19 protein-coding genes are annotated in these 18,738 nt (G+C 65.2%); 14 read left to right on the top strand and 5 right to left on the bottom strand.

Annotated features, from left to right (window positions below; translation table 11 throughout):
• The first annotated feature begins 143 nt into the window (after positions 1-143).
• The 7 genes from BIWAKO_RS28620 (at position 144) to BIWAKO_RS28590 (ending at position 8,912) form a co-directional block, all read left to right on the top strand.
• Entirely contained in the window at positions 144-1,058 is a 915-nt protein-coding gene (locus BIWAKO_RS28620) for a LysR family transcriptional regulator (RefSeq protein WP_069881536.1), read from the top strand.
• 74 nt (positions 1,059-1,132) lie between these two features.
• The gene (locus tag BIWAKO_RS28615; RefSeq protein ID WP_069881535.1) at positions 1,133-1,435 is read left to right on the top strand and encodes a hypothetical protein; all 303 of its coding nucleotides are present in this window, start codon (positions 1,133-1,135) and stop codon (positions 1,433-1,435) included.
• A gap of 229 nt (positions 1,436-1,664) precedes the next feature.
• Positions 1,665-2,135, top strand: coding sequence for a terminase small subunit-like protein (locus BIWAKO_RS28610; protein WP_201788661.1), 471 nt, complete (start codon positions 1,665-1,667; stop codon positions 2,133-2,135).
• Positions 2,098-3,408, top strand: coding sequence for a PBSX family phage terminase large subunit (locus tag BIWAKO_RS28605; RefSeq protein ID WP_069881534.1), 1,311 nt, complete (start codon positions 2,098-2,100; stop codon positions 3,406-3,408). The genes BIWAKO_RS28610 and BIWAKO_RS28605 overlap by 38 nt, the downstream gene beginning before the upstream one ends.
• Positions 3,405-5,666 (top strand): portal protein, encoded by a 2,262-nt coding sequence (locus BIWAKO_RS28600; protein WP_176733427.1) that lies wholly within the window; start codon positions 3,405-3,407, stop codon positions 5,664-5,666. The genes BIWAKO_RS28605 and BIWAKO_RS28600 overlap by 4 nt, the downstream gene beginning before the upstream one ends.
• Before the next feature lie 274 nt (positions 5,667-5,940).
• A complete protein-coding gene (locus tag BIWAKO_RS28595; protein ID WP_069881532.1) occupies positions 5,941-6,792 on the top strand; it encodes a HamA C-terminal domain-containing protein in 852 nt (283 codons plus the stop codon).
• A complete protein-coding gene (locus tag BIWAKO_RS28590; RefSeq protein WP_069881531.1) occupies positions 6,789-8,912 on the top strand; it encodes a DEAD/DEAH box helicase in 2,124 nt (707 codons plus the stop codon). Before BIWAKO_RS28595 ends, BIWAKO_RS28590 begins: the two co-directional genes overlap by 4 nt.
• Before the next feature lie 287 nt (positions 8,913-9,199).
• Here BIWAKO_RS28590 and BIWAKO_RS28585 read toward each other — a convergent pair whose 3' ends face one another.
• Entirely contained in the window at positions 9,200-9,628 is a 429-nt protein-coding gene (locus BIWAKO_RS28585; protein WP_069881530.1) for a CBS domain-containing protein, read from the bottom strand.
• 626 nt (positions 9,629-10,254) lie between these two features.
• The gene (locus BIWAKO_RS28580) at positions 10,255-10,758 is read right to left on the bottom strand and encodes a GNAT family N-acetyltransferase (protein WP_069881529.1); all 504 of its coding nucleotides are present in this window, start codon (positions 10,756-10,758) and stop codon (positions 10,255-10,257) included.
• 242 nt (positions 10,759-11,000) lie between these two features.
• Between BIWAKO_RS28580 and BIWAKO_RS28575 the strand changes: the two genes are divergently transcribed.
• On the top strand, positions 11,001-11,579 hold the full coding sequence (locus BIWAKO_RS28575; protein WP_069882884.1) for a cytochrome P460 family protein: 579 nt from the start codon (positions 11,001-11,003) through the stop codon (positions 11,577-11,579).
• On the opposite strand, the gene BIWAKO_RS28570 is transcribed toward BIWAKO_RS28575, so the two are convergent.
• Positions 11,557-12,495: a glyoxalase superfamily protein gene (locus BIWAKO_RS28570; protein WP_069881528.1), complete on the bottom strand. Its 939-nt coding sequence runs from the start codon at positions 12,493-12,495 to the stop codon at positions 11,557-11,559. The genes BIWAKO_RS28575 and BIWAKO_RS28570 overlap by 23 nt on opposite strands.
• Before the next feature lie 297 nt (positions 12,496-12,792).
• On the opposite strand from BIWAKO_RS28570, the gene BIWAKO_RS28565 reads away from it, so the two are divergent.
• From BIWAKO_RS28565 to BIWAKO_RS28550, 4 genes are all read left to right on the top strand, one after another.
• Positions 12,793-13,245 carry a GNAT family N-acetyltransferase gene (locus BIWAKO_RS28565; RefSeq protein WP_069881527.1) on the top strand — a complete coding sequence of 151 codons (453 nt, stop codon included), beginning with the start codon at positions 12,793-12,795 and terminating at the stop codon, positions 13,243-13,245.
• A 4-nt stretch (positions 13,246-13,249) separates the two neighbouring features.
• Positions 13,250-13,435 (top strand): hypothetical protein, encoded by a 186-nt coding sequence (locus BIWAKO_RS28560; protein WP_069881526.1) that lies wholly within the window; start codon positions 13,250-13,252, stop codon positions 13,433-13,435.
• A gap of 131 nt (positions 13,436-13,566) precedes the next feature.
• Complete coding sequence (locus tag BIWAKO_RS28555; protein ID WP_069881525.1) at positions 13,567-13,797, top strand: hypothetical protein; 231 nt, start codon at positions 13,567-13,569, stop codon at positions 13,795-13,797.
• A 156-nt stretch (positions 13,798-13,953) separates the two neighbouring features.
• Complete coding sequence (locus tag BIWAKO_RS28550) at positions 13,954-14,283, top strand: hypothetical protein (protein WP_069881524.1); 330 nt, start codon at positions 13,954-13,956, stop codon at positions 14,281-14,283.
• Positions 14,284-15,097: 814 nt separating this feature from the next.
• On the opposite strand, the gene BIWAKO_RS28540 is transcribed toward BIWAKO_RS28550, so the two are convergent.
• The gene (locus tag BIWAKO_RS28540) at positions 15,098-15,811 is read right to left on the bottom strand and encodes a DJ-1/PfpI family protein (protein WP_069881522.1); all 714 of its coding nucleotides are present in this window, start codon (positions 15,809-15,811) and stop codon (positions 15,098-15,100) included.
• 291 nt (positions 15,812-16,102) lie between these two features.
• Positions 16,103-16,351, bottom strand: coding sequence for a hypothetical protein (locus tag BIWAKO_RS28535; protein ID WP_069881521.1), 249 nt, complete (start codon positions 16,349-16,351; stop codon positions 16,103-16,105).
• A 231-nt stretch (positions 16,352-16,582) separates the two neighbouring features.
• Here BIWAKO_RS28535 and BIWAKO_RS28530 point away from each other — a divergent pair, with 231 nt between their 5' ends.
• Together BIWAKO_RS28530 and BIWAKO_RS28525 are read left to right on the top strand one after the other, a co-directional pair.
• Positions 16,583-17,443 carry a hypothetical protein gene (locus BIWAKO_RS28530; RefSeq protein WP_069881520.1) on the top strand — a complete coding sequence of 287 codons (861 nt, stop codon included), beginning with the start codon at positions 16,583-16,585 and terminating at the stop codon, positions 17,441-17,443.
• Between the two features lie 12 nt (positions 17,444-17,455).
• Positions 17,456-18,715, top strand: a complete 1,260-nt coding sequence (locus tag BIWAKO_RS28525; protein ID WP_069881519.1) for a P22 phage major capsid protein family protein — start codon at positions 17,456-17,458, stop codon at positions 18,713-18,715.
• Positions 18,716-18,738: the final 23 nt, after the last annotated feature.

The raw sequence follows: 18,738 nt of genomic DNA, 5'->3' as shown, positions 1-18,738 counted from the left end.
GGCGGCACCTGGCAGTTCGATGCGCCGTGTCTGGGCTCTTTCGTCCGAGCAATCCAACATGTTGTTTGTCTCGTTTCGATCGATTAAATCGATCAATCCTGCCGCGGGCTCCTTTCGGGCCCCGCGCAACCCCCTGACGGCTCATGACGCTCGAACAGCTTCGCATCTTCGTCGCGGTCGCCGAGCGCGAGCACGTCACGCGCGCAGCCACGGAGCTGAACCTCACGCAATCGGCGGCGAGCGCCGCGATCGCGGCCCTCGAACATCGCCATGCCGTCAAACTGTTCGACCGTGTCGGACGCCGGATCGCGCTGACCGATGCAGGCCGGCTGTTCCTGGGCGAGGCGCGCGCGATCCTGGCGCGCTCCGCCGCGGGCGAGCAGGTCCTGGCGGATCTGGCCGGGTTGAAGCGCGGGCGGCTGTCGATCGCGGCGAGCCAGACCATCGGCAATTACTGGCTGCCGCGGCGGCTCGTGGCGTTTCGCGCCCGGCATCCCGGCATCGAGACGCCACTAGTGATCGGCAATACCGAGACGGTCGCTGCCGCCATCCACGACGGGCTTGCCGATATCGGCCTTGTCGAGGGCGAGATCGACGATCCGCATTTGGCGCAGGAGGTCGTTGCGGTGGACGAGATGACGATCGTCGTCGCGCCCGGTCATCCCTGGGCGGGGCGGGGCCGCGTCGACGCGGCGGCGCTCAGCGAAAGTGCCTGGGTCCTGCGCGAGCCGGGTTCAGGCACAAGGCAGCTTCTGGAGACCGTTCTCGCAGGCGCCGGACGCGCACTCGCCGAGATCGAGATCGTGCTGGAGCTGCCCGCCAACGAGGCCGTGCGCGCGGCCGTCGAAGCGGGCTCCGGCGCCAGCCTGATGTCGCGGCTCGTCGTCTCCAATGCCCTGCAATCGGGCGCGCTCGTTGAAGTCGCGGCGGAGATTCCCTCCCGCCGCTTCATCATGCTGCGGCACAAGGAGCGTTATTCCGGCCGGGCCGCGCAGGCCTTCCGCGCGCTTCTCGCAGAGGAGCCCGCCGCAACCGGGCGCGCGCAGCCGCAGGGATGACGGGGGGCCGAACCAGGGCGCCCGTTGAAAGCCCCTGCGGCCTATGCTCTGACTGGCGCAGCAGGGAGGGTTTCATGCTTCGCCATGGCGTAATCATCGTCTCGCTCGCACTCGCCGGGTGCCAGGCCGCGCGCGAGGCTTCGCCGGGGCCGCAGCGCCCCGCTCTCCGGCCGGGCGGCGGCAATGCGACGCTCGAGGCGCTGGCGAACAGGGACGCCGCCGCCTGCATCCGCGAATCCAACACGGCGAGCCTGTCGGCGAAACCGCTCGGTGGGGCGGGGGGCACAGACCAGGCGACCGCCCGCCGGAGCGACGCCGCGAAGGCCGTCTATGACGGCTGCATGGCCAGGCGCGGCCACGCCACGCCGCCGGCGTGACCGGAGCAGCCCGGTCGCTTTCCGGTGGCTCAGGCCGAAGGTGATACACAAAAATCGCATGTAGGGGGTTTACATGCGTTTTTTGTGCATGTATGCCTTTATTCAAGGTGGTGATTTGCGCCCGGGCCAGGGATGGCCGGGCGCTTCTGCGTTTCAGGGGCGCAGTTTCGGTCAACCACAGGCCAAACCCCTCACCATCTCCCACCCCGCGCCCCGAACGGGGTTTTTCATGTCCGGACCCGCTGCGATGGCGCGCTCCTGCCTGTTCACCCAAAAGCTTGCGGACCTGATCTGCGAGCGCATTGCCGATGGGCAGAGCCTGCGCGCGATCTGCGCGGAGGCCGGCATGCCGGCGACCGGCACGGTGTTCCGCTGGCTGGAGGCCCATGAGGATTTTCGCGGCCAATATGCCAGGGCGCGCGAGTTCCGGGCCGATACGCTGTTCGACGAGATCCTCGAGATTTCCGACATGCCCGCCGAGGCCGAGGCGGTGAGGGCCGGCAAGGCCGGCTCTGAGGCCGCCAAGAGCGTCGACCAGCGCAAGCTGCAGATCGAAACCCGCAAATGGATGGCCGCAAGGCTCCAGCCGCAGAAATACAGCGACAAGCCGCCGCCTGCCGCTGCCCCCGGCGCGGAGGGCGCCCGCATCGAGGCCATTCGCCGTGTCATCGTCGATCCATCTGGAGATTCCGACAGCTAGGGTCTTTGCCCCGCTGCTGGAACCGGCCCGCTACAAGGGCGCCCATGGCGGGCGCGGCTCCGGCAAATCGCATTTCTTCGCCGGCCTCCTGGTCGAGGACAGCCTGCGCGAGCGCGGGCTGCTTTCGGTCTGCATCCGCGAGGTCCAGAAGACGCTGAAACAGAGCGCCAAGCGCCTGATCGAGACAAAACTCGCGGAATTCGGGCTCGGCCCGGCCGAGGGCTTCAAGGTCTTTCGCGATACGATCCAGACCCCGGGCGACGGCGCCATCATCTTCCAGGGCATGCAGGACCACACGGCGGAATCGATCAAATCGCTGGAAGGGTTCAAGCGCGCCTGGATCGAGGAGGCGCAGACGATCTCGGCCCGCTCGCTCAGCCTGCTGCGCCCGACGCTCCGCGCGGAAGGCTCGGAGATCTGGTGCGGCTGGAACCCGCGCCGCCGGCAGGACCCGATCGACGGGATGTTGCGCGGCCCGGCTTTGCCAACCGGCGCCGTCGTCGTCCAGGCCAATTGGAGGCACAACCCATGGTTTCCGAGCCTGCTTGAGCGGGAGCGGCAGGACTGCCTGCGCGACAATGCCGAGCACTACGACCATATCTGGGAAGGCGGCTATGCCAGCGTCACCGTTGGCGCCTATTACGCGACGCAGCTCGCGGACATGCGGCGGCAGGGCAGGGTGGGCGCTGTCGGCCCCGACCCGCTGATGACGATCCGCGCGATCTGGGACATTGGCGGCACCGGCGCCAAGGCCGATGCCTGCGCCATCTGGATCATGCAGTTCGTCGGCCGCGAAATCCGCGTGCTGAACTATTACGAGGCGCAAGGCCAGCCGCTCGCCAGCCATGTCGCCTGGCTGCGCGCGAACGGCTACGCCAGCGCGCTCTGCATCCTGCCCCATGACGGGGCGAGCAACGACAAGGTCTACGACGTCTCCTATGAAAGCGCGCTCAGGGAAGCCGGTTTCGAGGTCACCGTCGTGCCGAACCAGGGCAAGGGGGCGGCCATGCAGCGCATCGAGGCCGCACGGCGCCTGTTCCCGGTGATCTGGGTCAACGAGGCGACGACCTTGGCCGGGCTCGAGGCGCTCGGCGCCTATCACCCCCGCAAGCACGAGGCGCGCGATATCGATCTCGGCCCCGAACATGACTGGGCCTCGCACGCGGCCGATGCTTTTGGGCTCGCCTGCGTCGTCTATGAGGAGCCGCGGATGGCGAAGCGCGACCGCAAGCTCAGGCTGGCCGGCAAGCCCGGCGGATGGATGGCGGCATGAGCATGAGCAGGGACAAGGCCGGGATCGGCCGGGATAGCGATCAGCAAGACGGCGACGAGATGGCCATCGACGACAAGGGCGCCGCGATGACGGCGGCCGACGACAAGGCCAGGATCGTGCGCGATGCGCTGAAGGTTTATGACGACTGGATGGAGCGCGAGCGGGCCAATATCGAGGCCGGCTATGACGATCTCGAATTCCGCGCCGGCAACCAGTGGCCTCCCGAGATCGAGGCCGCGCGCATCGAGGAAGGGCGCCCGGTCCAGACCATCAACCAGATCCCGCAATATGTCCGCCAGGTCACCGGCGACATGCGGCAGATGCGGCCGGCGATCAAGGTCATCCCCGTCGACGACCATGGCGACGAGGAGAAGGCCGACGCGCTCGCCGGCGTGATCCGCTATATCGAGAACCGCTCCGATGCGCCCGGCGTCTATTTTCAAGGCGCCGACAGCCAGGTCACCTGCGGCCTCGGCGCCTGGCGCGTGAAGACCGAATATGCCGGCGAGAGCACCTTCAACCAGGAAATCCGCATCGCGCCGATCGAGGATGCGCTGGGCGTGATGTTCGATATCGACGCGGTGCTGCCGACGCGCGAGGACGCGGTGAAATGCCTCGTGCCCTTCGACATGTCGCGCGAAAAGTTCAAGGCGCTCTATCCGCACGCGACGCTGACCGATTTCGCGCCTTCCGGGGCGGGACGCGCGGCGCGTGGCGACTGGATCGCGGCGGACACGATCCGCGTCGGCGAATACTGGTGCAAGACGCCGGTCAGGAAGACGCTGGCGCTGCTGGATGACGGCGCGATCGAGGATGTCTCGGGGGACGAGGCCCGCGCCGAGGCGCTGAAGGGGAGCGGCGTCCGCGTCGAAAAGCGCGAATCCTACAGGCTCCATCGCTCGCTCGTCACCGCCCATGAGGTGGTCGAGGGGCCGGAGCTCTGGCCGGGCTTGCATATCCCGATCGTCCCGGTGATCGGCGAGGAGGTCCGCATCGGCCGGCGCATCATGCGCCATGGCGTGGTGCGCTTCGCCAAGGACCCGCAGCGCAGCTACAACTACCTCTCATCGGCGCAGACCGAGGTGACGGCGCTGCAGCCAAAAGCGCCCTTCATCGGCACCGAGAAGAATTTTGAGCAGTACCAGGATGTCTGGGAGACGGCGAACCGCCGCAACCACGCCTATCTGCCCTATACGCCCGACGGCGCCAATGGCAGCATTCCGCCGCAGCGCGTGCAGCCGGCGGTCTCCTCGCAGGGGATTGCCGAGGGCATCGAGCGGGCGGCGCGCGACATGCAATCGGTCATCGGCATCTATAATTCTTCGCTCGGCGCGCGCTCGAACGAGACCAGCGGCAAGGCGATCCTGGCGCGCCAGCGCGAGGGCGATACCGGCACTTACGTCTATATCGACAACTGGGCCCGCGCGATCCGCCATACCGGCAAGATCCTGGTCGACCTGATCCCAAAAATCTACGACACGGCCCGCGTGCTGCGCATCATCGGCGAGGACGGCAAGACCGAGGAAATCCGCATCAACCAGCTCGGCGGCGTCGCCGCCGACGGCATGACGCCGCGGCTCTCGAACGACGTGACGACCGGGGCCTATGATGTCGCGCTGCAGATGGGGCCGAGCTATGCGACCAAGCGCGAGGAGGTCCGCGACGGCATGACGGCCTTCATCCAGGCGGCGCCGCAGACCGCGCCGCTGATCCTCGACCTCGTCGCAAAAGCCCAGGACTGGCAGCTCGCCGACGAGATCGGCGAGCGGCTGGAAACGGTGCTGCCACCCGAGATCCGCGCGCTGAAGGCGCAGAAGGCGGGCAAGCCGCTGCCGCTACAGATGCAGCCGCCACCGCCCGATCCGGCGCAGGACGCGGCCAGGCAAATGGAACTGGCGACGCGCGAGGCGGAGCTGGCTGGAAAGCAGGCCGAGGCCCGCCGCAAGCAGGCTGAAGCCGGCAAGGCCGAGCTCGAGCTTGAAGCCGCGATGGTCGCGCAGATGGTTTCGCGCGGAGCGGCGGGGCAGGCGGGCGAGCCGCAGGCCGACCCGGCGCTTGCGGGAATGGCGCAGGCGATCGTCGAGCTGCAGGGCGTGGTTGGCGAGATCATGCAGGCGTTGCAGGGACCTGCTGGGGAGGTGTTGCCGGAGGAGGCGCAGGGTTTTGGTGGGCCTGGGCCTCTTGTTGATCAGATGGCGGGCTTGATGGACCCGGTGCCGCCCGCCGAGCCGGGTTCTCCGGACCGAGCTAAGGGATAAGGCGATTGGCGCAACGATATTCGAGTGGGTGGGTAGTGGATCTTCGCTAAGGTCGCGCAGTGGACCCAAATCCGCTATAATCGGGCGTACTCTAACCTAGGGTAGTTTGGCGTCCAGTGCGGGAGTGCCAAAGGTTCGATGCCATCGCGAGCGAAACGTTTCACCCGAGCAAGACGTTTCACCTACAGTTTGAAATTGCAATTAGCTGCGATCTTGCGCAGTCTCTCAACGACCGTGGTTCCACCGCGGGTTGCCGTTGAGTGATTGACCTAAATTGAGCTCGTACGCCTCCAAGCCCAAGCGTCTTCTGACGCAAATCTCCTATACTACCCAAACTGTTCCTGCGGCCGGTTCTTACTGCGCCGGCTTCGAGCTCACGGTCTGGCGCTGCAATGCGCTCGCCGATCACCTGATCGAGTGGATCGCAGACTATGCGCTGCACGAGGACGAACTGCGCGTCCACCACGGCAACATGTATGTCCGGCTTCGCGAGGCGGCGGCGCGCATCTACACGAGCACCGAATACACTAAGCGCGGCGAAATCGGAGAGATCGTGCTTCACGCGATCTGTCGCGATTTCTTTGGTACTACCCCGTTCGCTCCGCGTGTCTTCTATCTCACTTCATCCAACGACGTGGTTAAGTCCTTTGACCTGGTCCACGTGCGCTATCCGGAAAGCGGCCCTGAGTTGTGGCTCGGCGAGGCAAAATTCTTCACTGATGGTGTCGAGGGGGCAAGGGCAGCTGTGAGGTCGCTGAATAGCCACCTCGACCAAGGCTTCCTGAGGCGCGAAAAGCTCATCCTCGGCCCGCAAGTATCGCGTTCAGTGCCGCGCTATCAAGAGATCCGCGACCTCCTCTCTGACCAGACGTCGCTTGACGAACTCTTTCGCACCGCAATCTTCCCGGTCGGCATCGTATGCGAGAGTGCGGCCGTCGCCACCACTGCCTCGATTTGCACTCAGTACACGTCGGCGTTGGAGGCGGAGTTCGCCCAGCTTTCGCAGGTGATCGCTGCTTCCGGCCTCCCGCAACGGGTTAGGCTAGTGCTGCTCCACCTCCCGCTTGGATCGAAACAGGAGCTCGCCGACAAATTCGACGCTCGGCTTCGAGGGCTCACACCATGACGATGGCAGAGATCAACTGGGATACGCTGGGCCGCATGTCCGGTCCCGAGCTGCTCCCAGCGGTGTTCCGCATTATGCAGGATGCATCGCTCGCCATCAACGCAGGGGAGCCGGACGACCCTCGACTGCTGCAGGTCATCCCGCGTCTAGCTGATTTGATTCCAGCGCGCGCCGAACTGAAACCGCTGCTTGAGCCGTTCAGCGCGCTCGCTCGTGCGACAGGCCTGTGGAACTACATCGACCGACAGTACGCTGACGAGGCGGACAGACTAGTTGCGGAGGCGGTGACCGCGCCGGAACTTGGTGGCATCACCTTTCACCGCGAGCAAATCACCGCGCTTAGCAAACTGCTGGCGGGGGAGAACCTGATCCTCAGCGCCCCCACAAGTTTCGGCAAGAGCCTACTAATTGACGCGCTGCTCGCGTCCGGAAAGTACGAGCGCGTGGCCGTTGTCCTTCCTACGATCGCGTTGCTCGATGAGTTCCGCCGCCGTCTCAAACGCCGCTTCTCAGAGCGTTTCGAGATACTTATGCACCCGACCGATACGGCGACGGGATCTCGGATAATTTTCCTTGGCACGCAGGAGCGGCTAATTGGCCGCGACGACCTCGGCTCGCTCGATCTGACGGTGGTGGATGAGTTTTACAAGCTCGACCCGAGCCGGCGGGACGAGCGGCACGTGACGCTGAACGCCGCCGTCTACCGCTTACTGCGCAGATCACGGCAATTCTTCTTCCTCGGCCCCAACATCGACAACGTGCACGTCGATGTCGAGGGCAGGTGGAACTTCCACTTCCTTAAAACGCGCTTCTCGACCGTGGCTGTTGACACGTTTGACTTGCGCCGTGTCGAGGACAAGGAGGAGCGGCTCATGGAAGAGCTCGGAGAAGAAAGGAACTGGCCAGCGCTCGTTTTCGTCTCCTCGCCAGATCGGGCAAACAAGTTGTCCGATGACGCTTCAAACAAGATGGCTGTGTCGGAAGAGACGGCAGATTTCGCCGCCTGGCTGCAGAACAACGTTGGGAAAGGTTGGCCTCTGGTGAAGTCGGTGGAGCAGGGCTTCGGAGTACACCACGCCCGCGTGCCACGCGCGATCGCATCGCATATGGTCCGCATGTTTAACCGGTCCGAACTACCGGTCCTCTTCTGCACGTCAACGCTGATTGAGGGCGTAAACACGGCTGCGCGGACGGTTCTCATCTACGACAAGAAGATCAGCCGGAAGGACTACGATTTCTTCACCTTCGCGAATATCCGCGGGCGCGCTGGCCGTTTAGGGCAGCATCATGTCGGCCAAGTCTACCTCTTCAACGAGCCTCCGGTGATAGAGGACACAGAGGTTTCGCCCACGCTCTTTGGAGATGACGAAGCCGCCTCCGACGACTACGTCGTCCACTTAGAGGAGGACGACACAAGCGCTGCCATCGACGACCGGGTGGCTGCATTGCGGCGCTCCCTCGACCTCTCAACGGCGCAGTTGCGGGTCGCGTCAGCGATAGGCCTGGACACTGCGCTCGCAATTAAGCAACACGTCCATGCCGCGTTGCGGACGAGCCACGGACTAGTTTGGGCTGGCTTACCCGACTTCAACGCGACGCTCGCCACCGTGGAGGTGATTTGCAAGGTAAAGCGCTCGCGCGAGTTCGGCGCATTCTCGGAGAGGCAACTCGCCTACCTCATCGGCAATCTGCGCAATGCTCGGACGCTGAAGGCGTTCTTACTAGAGCACGATCAAAATTTCCGCGGCGATAAGGCCGCCTATGACAATATCTTTAAGTTCCTCCGAAGCTGCGAGTACGGCCTGCCGCAGCTGTTCGCGATGGTCGAGATCTTCGTCGGGAAGCGCTTGCCAGGCGCGGACTATAGCTATTTCGTCAGAGAGTTGAGCCGATGGTTCCGTAACGAAGCATTGCGCAACCTCGACGAGGAAGGAATTCCCATCCAAATCTCGGAGCGCTTTCTCCAAGCGGGTGACAACCGTATCGGCCTCGCGCGCAGATTGACGCAGGCCGCGTTGACGGGCCATCCGCTGCTTACGCCATTCGAGCGGTCTTGGCTGCTCTCGGCACTGGATATCGACGAGGCGGGCCGCACCTTGTCTCCCAATGGCACCACTTAGGGCGCGTCCAAATTCCACACTTGGCTCAAGTGGCGTCCCTAAACAGCCCCAAGATCCAGCGCCATCAGAACACTGTCGCGATAGAGACCCTCGCGCGTCCAGTCGCGCCGGCGCCGTCCCTCGATCTGGAAGCCGAGCCGTTCATAGCGGGCGCGCGCTGGCTCGTTGTCGTGGAGAAACCAGGTTGTGAGCCGATGGCCCGCGTCGGGCGCTGGCTATAGCGAGGCACGGCGCTGAGAAGGGCCCTCTCAGGGGCCCTTGCTCGTTTCGCTGCGGCACCGATTGCGTCAGGCCGCGTGGGCGTGTCCGGGCACGACTACCGCAGACAGCGCGAGGCCGATGGCTTCCGGGTCGTCCTTCAGCGCGCCATCGGCCAGCGAGACGACGCCGACGAGGCGCTTGTCGCGGTTGACCACCGGCAGGCGCCGCACCTGGAGCTCGCCCATGTTCTGCGTGACATCGTCCATGTTCTCGTCGTCGAAGCAGTATTTCACGTCGCGCGTCATGATCTCGCGCACGAGCGTGTCATGGCCCCGCCCCTCGGCGACGGCGCGGATGACGATGTCGCGGTCGGTGATCATGCCGACCAGATGGTCGTTGTCACCGACAGGCATGAAACCGATATCTCCGGCTGCCATGCGTCGGGCCACCTGCAGCAAGGTTTCGTCCGGCCGGGCGATCTGGGCGCCCCTGGTCATCACATCCGATACGATCATGGTCTTAAACCTCCATTCCTTCCGGGATAGCGCCTTAAGGCCTCGGGTTGGCCGTTCGGCTGATCCTGATTGCGGGCGATGGCGCGGCGGGAACGAGGACAGGACGGGTTGCGAAGGCGATCCGCTTTGCGCATGTCCTGCTCCGGCGGCACTCCCCAAGCCAACGAAGAACGCGGGCGAGTGTTCCCGATGACGCCGTTAGAATATCGCGCAAGGAGATGGCCGCCTGAGCTGCCGCGTGCTTCTTGGCCGCGCTCCCCTGGCCGCGCTCCTTTGGCCGCGATGGCTTGCGGGCGGGCCATGCCGGGGCTCAGGAGTTGAAGCGACCCCGATAGACCTTGCGCGTCTCCTCGTGACCTGGCTGTGCAGCCGTGGCGCGAGAACGTCTCGCGAACCTGCGCTCGGCAACCGGAACAAAGCGAGAAACGGGGCTGCAGACGCCGACAAACGTCGCACGAATTAGGCGAGAAAGGGCCCGCCGGAGGGGGAATAGCGGGGAAGGAATGGCGAACAGGCCGCGATGTCTGGCCGCGAGACTGCCGGCGCCTCAAGCCGCGGAACCCGCGCGACGCCAGGGCGCCGCTGCATCTGCCCCCATCAGTCCCGCTGTCCGCCTGCGGCGAACCTCACCCTTGGCCGGCGCCGAGATCCAGCGCCATCAGGATGCTGTCGCGATAGACGCCGTCCCGCTTCCAGTCGCGCCGGCGCCGCCCTTCGATCTGGAAACCGAGCCGCTCATAGAGCGCGCGCGCCGGCTCGTTGTCGTGGAGAACCGAGAGCTCAATGCGCTCGAGGCCGCGCTGACGCGCCCGGTCGAGCGCGAGCGTGAGCAGGCGCCGGCCGAGCCCAAACGCGCGATAACTGGCGAGCAGGCCCATGCCGAGGTTGCCGACATGGGCGCGGACGGGCGAGGCATCGGGGGCGATGTCGCACCAGCCGACCACCTCGCGATCGACCGCCACGACCTGAGGCGCATTGGCCTCGCGCAGGCCGGCGACGAAGGCCGCGTAGCGCTCGATCGGCGGCGCGCTCAATCGTGAGAGCCAGCGCCCCTCGCGGGCGACGTCATCAAGACAGCGGTGACAGACGGCGAGATCGCTCGGCAAGGCATCGCGCAGTTCGATACTCATCCCGGTCCTCAAGCCCCCGCCCGCACGCGGCGAAAGTCTAGCGCCTCTGCCGCTAGGGAAGAAGGGCTGCGAACGCGCGCGTGGGCCTGCTCAATGGGACGGTTTCGAGCGTCTGTCATCATGGGGCGGTGCGCGCGGTGCAGCCGGGTCGAGGAAGGCTGGATCAAGGCAGGTTGGATCAAGGCAGGCATGGTATGGTGCACGCCGCGCATCGCTCCGAGCGCCTTCATCAGGAGGGAGCCATGTTTGAACAGCCTCGCTCGCCGTCCCGCACTCTGCCGCTCGCGTCCGCCGTCGCCTTTGGCGCGACGCTCGCCGTCCTTGGCGGCGTGGCGCTCGCCCAACAGGACAAATACGCGCTGAGAGTGCCGGGCGGCCTCGCGTTCTCCGAGTTCAGGGGATACGAAAGCTGGCAGGTCGTTGCCACCAGCCAGAACGACAAGCTGGTCGCCGTGATCCTCGCCAATCCCGTGATGATCGAGGCCTACCTGGCCGGCATTCCCGGAAACGGCAAACCCTTCCCCGATGGCGCAAAGATGGCGAAGATTCACTGGAACCCGGCAAAGAACCAGTATTTCCCGGACACAACGGTGCCGGGCACGCTCCATGACGTCGATTTCATGGTGAAGGACAGCACCAGGTTCGCAGATAGCGGCGGATGGGGATGGGCCGTGTTCAACCATGACGCCGCGGCCAACGTGTTCACACCTGGCACCCTGGCCGACCAGCCGCCGCAGGGGAACGACGCCAAGTGCGGGTTCTCTTGCCACACCGGAGTGAAAGCACGGGATTACGTTTTCACGGAGTATGGCAAGCGCTGAGGGGCGCAGGGTGAATGGACCCGATCAGGCTCAGCGATGGATGAGGACACGGGAGCTCCGTCTCCTGCGTGAGCGGCCAGCTCAACAGTTTGAGGAACTTTCCGCAACGACCGAATGGACGGGGCGAAAGCGGGCGCCCCGGTGACTGGCACAGACGAACGCGGCGGCCTCGGTGATGGAGAGCGACAATGCGCCCTCCATCGCCTGAGCGGCTAGCCTTTCCGGCCCTGCTGGAAGCGCAGATTGACCGGCTCCGGGGCAGGGCCCGCCTGGGCTTTACCGGGGTAATCTCGGTGGTCGGCAGCGCGGCATCGACCGGCTCCAGATCGAAGATGCGGGCGCGCATCTGCCCGTGTCCCTTCAGGAAGAAGCCGTAATGCACGCTCGCGGCTTCCGCGGGAATATCGAGAACGATCGTGCGGCTGATCCACTCGGTGGTGCCCGAGATCGGGCCGTCGCTCGTCCGCTCCAGCATGTTGTCGAAGCGTAGGACGGTGCCCGCGCCGTTGTCGACCCGCAGCCAAAGCGAGCCGAGCCCGGCTTCCTCGCCCCGGATCTGGGCCGAGAGTTTCAGCCTCTGCCCGCGATAGCGCTCGGCCGAGACGCTTTGCATCAGGCAACCGAACATCTCGGCCGCCCGAGCGTCCAGCGCCGGATCGGCCAGGCATTCGATCAGGGCGACGCCCGGGGAGCGCGGGTCGAGCCCCATCCTGAATTTGGTCGGATCGGTCATCCCGGTCGGGTGCCATCCATCCGCCGCCGGGAGCGGCTGCCGCCTCTCATCGATCCGGGTGATCAGCGCCGAGAGCGTATTCCAATCGGCCAATCCGAACTGCCTTGCGACGAGTTCGAGACAGGCGCCATGCGAGAGCACATGGCCTTTGGCTGCCAGGGCCTGCCTGAGGTCCCTCGCCATGGATTTCGAGTCCTGAAAACTGCGCATTGTTCAAGCCTTTCCGGGCGGAACGACAGGTCAGGGCTCGCATTGCTGACACACCACCCAGAAGGGGCAAGCCGAAAGGCCGGTTGCGCTTTCACCTTTCCCGGACGGGAGCGAGCGGCAGGCTGCGCAGGCCTTGGTGTCTGATTATCATGAGTCGGGCCTCCGTCCAGCGGGCGGCGAGGGCGCTTGGGCCAGTTGTCGAAAGGGGACGTTGGCCGCAAGCCGGATCGGCTGGTAGGTCTGGCCTTCCAGTGTTCGGAGAGGCGAGCGATGAGCATCCATATTCGCCCTGCGCGGCCGGACGACGCTGAGGCAATCAGCGCGGTGATCCTCGCCGCGCTGCGCGAGACCAATGCCAGGGACTACTCTCGCGACGTCATCGAGCGGGTGGAACGAAGCTTTGGCCCCGCTGCCGTGGCGGAGTTGCTGGCCAGGCGCACCGTGTTCGTTGCCATGGCCGCAGGAGAGCTTGTCGGCACGGCAAGCCTGGATGGGCGGGTGGTACGGAGCGTCTTCGTGCGCCCTGACCTTCAAGGCCAGGGTGTCAGCAAGCGTCTGATGGCTCAGATCGAACAGACGACCCGCGACAGGGGCGTCGCGGTCCTGGCCGTTCCGTCCTCCGTCACCGCGGAGCCATTTTATGCCAGGCTCGGCTTCACGGCGGTTCGCGACAGCTATCATGGCGAGGAACGCACCATCGTCATGGAGCGGAGCCTGGGCTGAAGAGATGAAGGGCGTTCTGGCGACCGTGGTGAGATGGGCGGCCATTGCCGCGCTCAAGCTGGCGATAGCGCTGGTCTTGCTCACCACCGTTGGAGGCTGGTGGGGCATCGTGATCATCATCGCGATCGCGACGATCTTGTATCTTACCGTGGACCCTCGACGCCCCCAGCGTGACGGGCTGAAGTTCTGATGCGGTCCTGACGGCGGCCCCGCTCCAGCGGGTTTTCGCGTGCAAATGGCGCTGCGCCTGCCATCAGATGTTCTTGCAGGTCTCACCGGAATATGGCCCCTTGAGGCACTACTCCCGGCTCAGGCTCAGCGATGTTCGGTCCCTTTCAGTTCTTGCAGGTGATCGCGTCGTTCGCCGGTGAGTACCTGCTTGATCGCCATCAGCTGGTCAGGCAGGAAGCCGGCGCGCTGATCAAGCGGGCAGGCCCTTCCGCCTTCGAGACCGCGCAGCAGATCGCCTTGCTTGCCCGGCAGCGCGGTGACAAGCGGGCCACGAAGCTGTGGCTGGATGTGGCCCGGGAGATTGCGCGCCGGGAGCGCTGAGGGGCGGCGGCGCTCCGGCCGCCATGCCCTGCCGCTTCGCGTGGCCGGCCAGTCCCGCCTTGAAAGACGGGCGACACAGGTGCAACCTGACGCTGCGGCCGGTCAGTCCCGCCGCCTTTGGCTAAAGCCAGAAACCGATTGGCTGGGAGTTTTGCGATGCGCCAGCACGTCCTCGCCGCTGCCGGATGCCTGATCGCCACGATGGCTGCTGCGCAGCAGGATGCGAAACAGGCGGTCGATAAATGGCGCGCCTGCGCGGATGCGACAGCGGCGCGATATGCCAAGAGCACGGAAAGCGCGCTGGTGGTCGCACGCCTGGCAGCACTCGCCTGCGCGCCTGAACGGAAACAGGCCGCACAGGCCGTGGCGATGCAGGATGGCGAGTCCTTTGCGGAGCAATATGTCGAGACGGTCGAGAAGTATTATGTCGACCGCCTCGCCGTGAAGGTCATCGAGATGCGCTTGCAAAGCCCGGAAAAGCGCTGAGCGTTCCAGCCGCAGGAGCGCCCCTGTGACATCCGCCCGCGCCGAAGACGCCGATTTTCGAGCGGCAGGAGTAGCGGACGCTTTATCGATCGGATTAACGCGGCAGCCATCAGCCTGTTGTAGATTCCTCGATGGTCTCGGCAGGGGTGGGAAATGTCGGAAGATAACATCAAAAGCGTTCACCCCCTGAAGCGCATAGATGACGCGGTTGGACGGTTTACCCGGCATGATGAGAAATACAGCGCCGTCGCTTGGTTGCTGAATCTGCCAATACTCTTGTTTCTGGTCTATTTGGCTATAGACGTCGTAACGTTTTCAGTTTGGATCTGCGCCATTCTGATTTTGGGTATCGGGACTACGACCCAGATCATGATAGCGCGATGGCTTCAGCGCAGGGCCTTGGAGCGAGACGGTGCCCGGCGTGAAGGTTGACGTTGGTGATCACCCGCAACGGCCTTGAAGGCGATGCGCGGAGCTGAAGCGCCTGGTGCGTTTCGAGTTCGAAGAAGCGCGGGTCAAAGATCGCGTTGGCAGCAGGGGGCAGGCGCTTGGTGCGATGAGGGGCTCAGTGGGCCGGAAACGCGGACGGTGCCCAAGTCACGATGGTATTGTCTGCAATCTCGCTGCAGGCTGACGCCGATGCGCCAGCTTTGGAATGAGTTTCTCGAAAACCCTATCTGGCTCGGTCTGCTCGCCATTACGGCTATCGGCGTCCTCATCATGGCGAGCTACGTCTGCGATGCTGCCTGGCGTATCTGGCACCGGATGCTTGGCATAAGGGACGACTAAGAGGAAACACGGCGCCCGCCGCAGCCTATGTCCCGATGACGTGGTCAGCGGAACCCTCCGCTCTCTCGCGCAGGCGGGCGGCGGCCTGTTCGGTCGCTAACCGCCGCCGGTCGATGAAGGGCGCGATCTTCTGGCGCGTTGCCTCGACCAGCGCGGCTGAGGCCGAACGCGGCGATCCGCCGTCGAAGGGGGGCTTTGGGTCATATTCCATCTGCAGCTGGATCTCCCGGGCGATATCCTCTCCCAGGAGATCGGCGACGACGGTGAGCGCAAAATCGATTCCCGACGTGACGCCCGCGCCGGTGATGCGGTTGCGGTCCTTCACGACACGCTCCGCGACCGGGATGGCGCCCAGCAAGGCAAGCTGGTCGATCGAGGACCAGTGCGAGGTCGCCCTGTAGCCATCGAGCAGGCCTGCAGCACCGAGCACCAGTGAACCGGTGCAGACCGAGGTCACCAGCTGACAGCCGGCTGCGATCCGCCTGAGAAAGCCAAGGGTCTCCTCGTCGCTCATCAGATCGATCTGGCCGGGGCCGCCGGGCACGCAGATCAGATCGAGCGCGGGGCAATCGTCAAAGCGCATCGTCGGCAGAATCGACAGTCCACGGTCGGAGGTAACCGGCTCCGTCGTCTTCCAAAGCAGATGCACCGTGGCCCCGGGCATGCGGTAAAACACCTCGGCCGGGCCCGTCAGGTCGAGTTGCGTCAATTTTGGAAAGAGAACCAAACCAATCTGCATCTCGTGATCCCTGCCGACGAATGGGGCCGCACTTATAGCGTGCAATGCGGCGAGCGCCACGGGCCGCGAGCTGACCAGCGGCTAGCTGACAGTGACGCCAGGGTTGGACCGATTGCGACCAAGTGGGGCGGTCTGTTCGCTACGAGCCATGCCTGCAGACTGCACGGAAGCCCCGAAAGTCCGGGGGGTGACGGCCTGGCTGGCCGATGTCCGCGCTGGCGCGCGAGCGCCTGCCAAGTCTCTGGCATCTCGCCCCGGGAGACCAGAGCTGCCGCAGCTCGCGCGCGTCGCTCAATGGGACGGTTTCGAGAGCCCGCGCGTGTCGTCATGGGCCAGATAGCTCAGCACGCTGACGATCGGCTGAAGCACCGAGATGCTGGCCGCGTTGCCCTTGGCATTCGCCAGGAGCTGGTCGTAGCGGGCCACGACCTCGCCGCGTTGAACAAGGCCCTTGTCGATCAACAGGTCGATCAGGGTTGTGACGATCAGGATCTGGCTGCTGCTCAGGTCTGCCAGGATGTCAGCGTCATCTTCGTGCATCGCTGCGTCTCCCTCGTGAGCGATCAGCTGAACACTTTGAGGACCCTGCCGCAACGACCGAGTGGATGAGACGGCTCCGCCTCGTCCGGTTTGGCCGGCGGCCTTTCCATTCCTGAGCTGCGGGGCCAACGCCCGCCGTTCCCACCGCTTCGGGCAGGCCTTCGCGTGAGGCGGAGGCCGCTGCGATGACCGCGCCGCCCCTGACCGGGCGGCTTTTTTCATGAGCAGAGCATGAGCGAGGATTTCAACCAGGCTGGCCCGGAGGCCGCGGACGGCGCGCTGTCGGAGACCTGGGACAAGGCTGCCCTTCCAGGGGCGGCGCCCGAGACGCAAGCGACCGAGACGGCCCTGCCGGAAGGCGAGGCAGGCGAGGGCGATGACGACGAGGGCCAGGAGGGCCAGGAGGGGCCAGAGAACGGCGACCAGAACCGGCCGCGCAAGAAATCGCGGTCCGAGCGCCTGAGACGGCAGAACGAGCGATTGCAGGCAGAGCTTGCCGCGCTGAAATCCGGGTCGGCTGCTGCAGCCGTACAGGATCAGGCCGGTTTCGAGGCCGCGGTCGCCCGCAAGGTCGGAGAGCCGCCGCGCGAGGCCGATTATGGCGGGGACTGGTTCGCCTATGAGCGCGCCATGACCGCCTATGAGGCCGACAGGCGGCAGGTCTCGCGGCAGGTGCTGGAAAGCGTGGAGCAGCATCACCACGCCGAACAGGCCCGCGTCTCCGAGATGCTCGACGATTATGTCGACCATTGCGAGGAGGTAGCGAAATCGATCCCCGACTTCAAGACGGTCGTGACCTCGCCGAGTTTCATGACCACCGACCTGGTCAAGCGTCTCATCCTCGATGCCGGCGATAAGGCCCCGCTGGTCGCCTATAACCTCGCGCAGAACCCCAAGCTTTGCGCCCGCATCAACGCGATGTCTCCGCTCGAGGCGGCGCGCGAGATCGGCCGCATCGAGGGGCGGGTTCTGCTCCCCCGCAACAATGCCACGCGCGCTGGCCCTCCGCTTTCGGCGGTCCGGGGCAGCGCTTCCCCCGCAATCCGCCTCGGCACGTCGATGAGCGACTACGAGCGCTGGCGCAATTCATAAGGAAAAGCCGCAATGGCCAATGATCTGAAGGTCCAGGACATCATCGTCCGGGAAGCGCAGTACCAGCTCAAGAACGCGCTGGTGCTCGGCAATCTCGTCTCCCGCGTCCATGAGGGCGAGTTCGCCTCCGATATCGACGGCTGGAAGAAGGGCGACAAGGTGCGCGTCAAGCGCCCCGAAAACTTCATCCCGGGCGAGGGCGCGACGCTCTCGGTCGCCGAGGCCGAGGAGGCGACGATGGATGTCGTCGTCGACACCCAGCTGAACAAGGGCCTGTCCTTCACCTCGAAGGAGCTGACCCTGTTCCTCTCGGGCCCCAAGGGCGCAAGGCGCATCGGCGAGGAGAAGATCAAGCCGCTGATGCATGCCTTCGCCAACCGGATCGATTCCGATCTCGCCGGGCTCTATCGCCATGTCCCGAACTATGTCGGCACGCCCGGCCTGACGATCGACGCCTATCCCGACTATCTCAAGGGCACCGAGCGCCTGAACGAGCTCGCCGTGCCGATGGATGCGCGCTACGGCCTGCTCAGCCCCGCCGATGACGCCGGCCTGAAGGGCGCCTTCAACAACTACCATGACGCGACGGTGGCGCGGAACGCCCTGCAGAAGGCCAAGCTGCCGATGCTGGATGGGTCCGACGTCTACATGTCGCAGAACGTCAAGACGCATGTCGTCGGTGTCGCTACCGGTACGCCGCTGGTCCAGGGCGCCGGCCAGGCCGTGACCTATGCGGCCTCCAAGGCGAGCTATACCCAGACCCTGAACACCGATGGATGGACGAATTCCACCACCGGCATCCTCCGGGGCGGCGACGTCTTCACCATTGCCGGCGTCTATGCGGTCAACCCGGTCGATGGCGACGTGCTGCCCTTCCTGCGCCAGTTCGTGGTCAGGGCCGACGCGGATTCCGGCGCCTCGACCGGCCCGGCGGCGCTGACGATCTCGCCGCCGATCATCACGTCGGGCCCCTACAAGACGGTGAGCGCGGCGCCTGCCGACAATGCGCCGATTACCGTGCTCGGCACCGGCGGCACCGGCTATCGCCAGCCGATGATCTTCCACAAGGACGCCTTCCATCTCGCGGTCGTGCCGATGGAGATGCCGGAGGGCGCGGCCTTCAAGGCGCGGATCAACGAGGATGGCATCTCGGTGCGCGTCGTCTCCGGCTACGGCATCACCGACGATATCAGCACCTGGCGCTTCGACGTGCTCTACGGCGTGACCCCGGTGCGGCCGAACCTCGCGGTCCGCCTGAACGGCACCGCCTGAGCCTCAACAGCATCACGACAACG

Origin of the sequence: Bosea sp. BIWAKO-01 (assembly GCF_001748145.1) — a bacterium.
Taxonomy (GTDB): domain Bacteria; phylum Pseudomonadota; class Alphaproteobacteria; order Rhizobiales; family Beijerinckiaceae; genus Allobosea.
The sequence above is the reverse complement of the archived record's forward strand: the minus strand, read 5'-3'. Positions and strand labels throughout refer to the sequence as shown.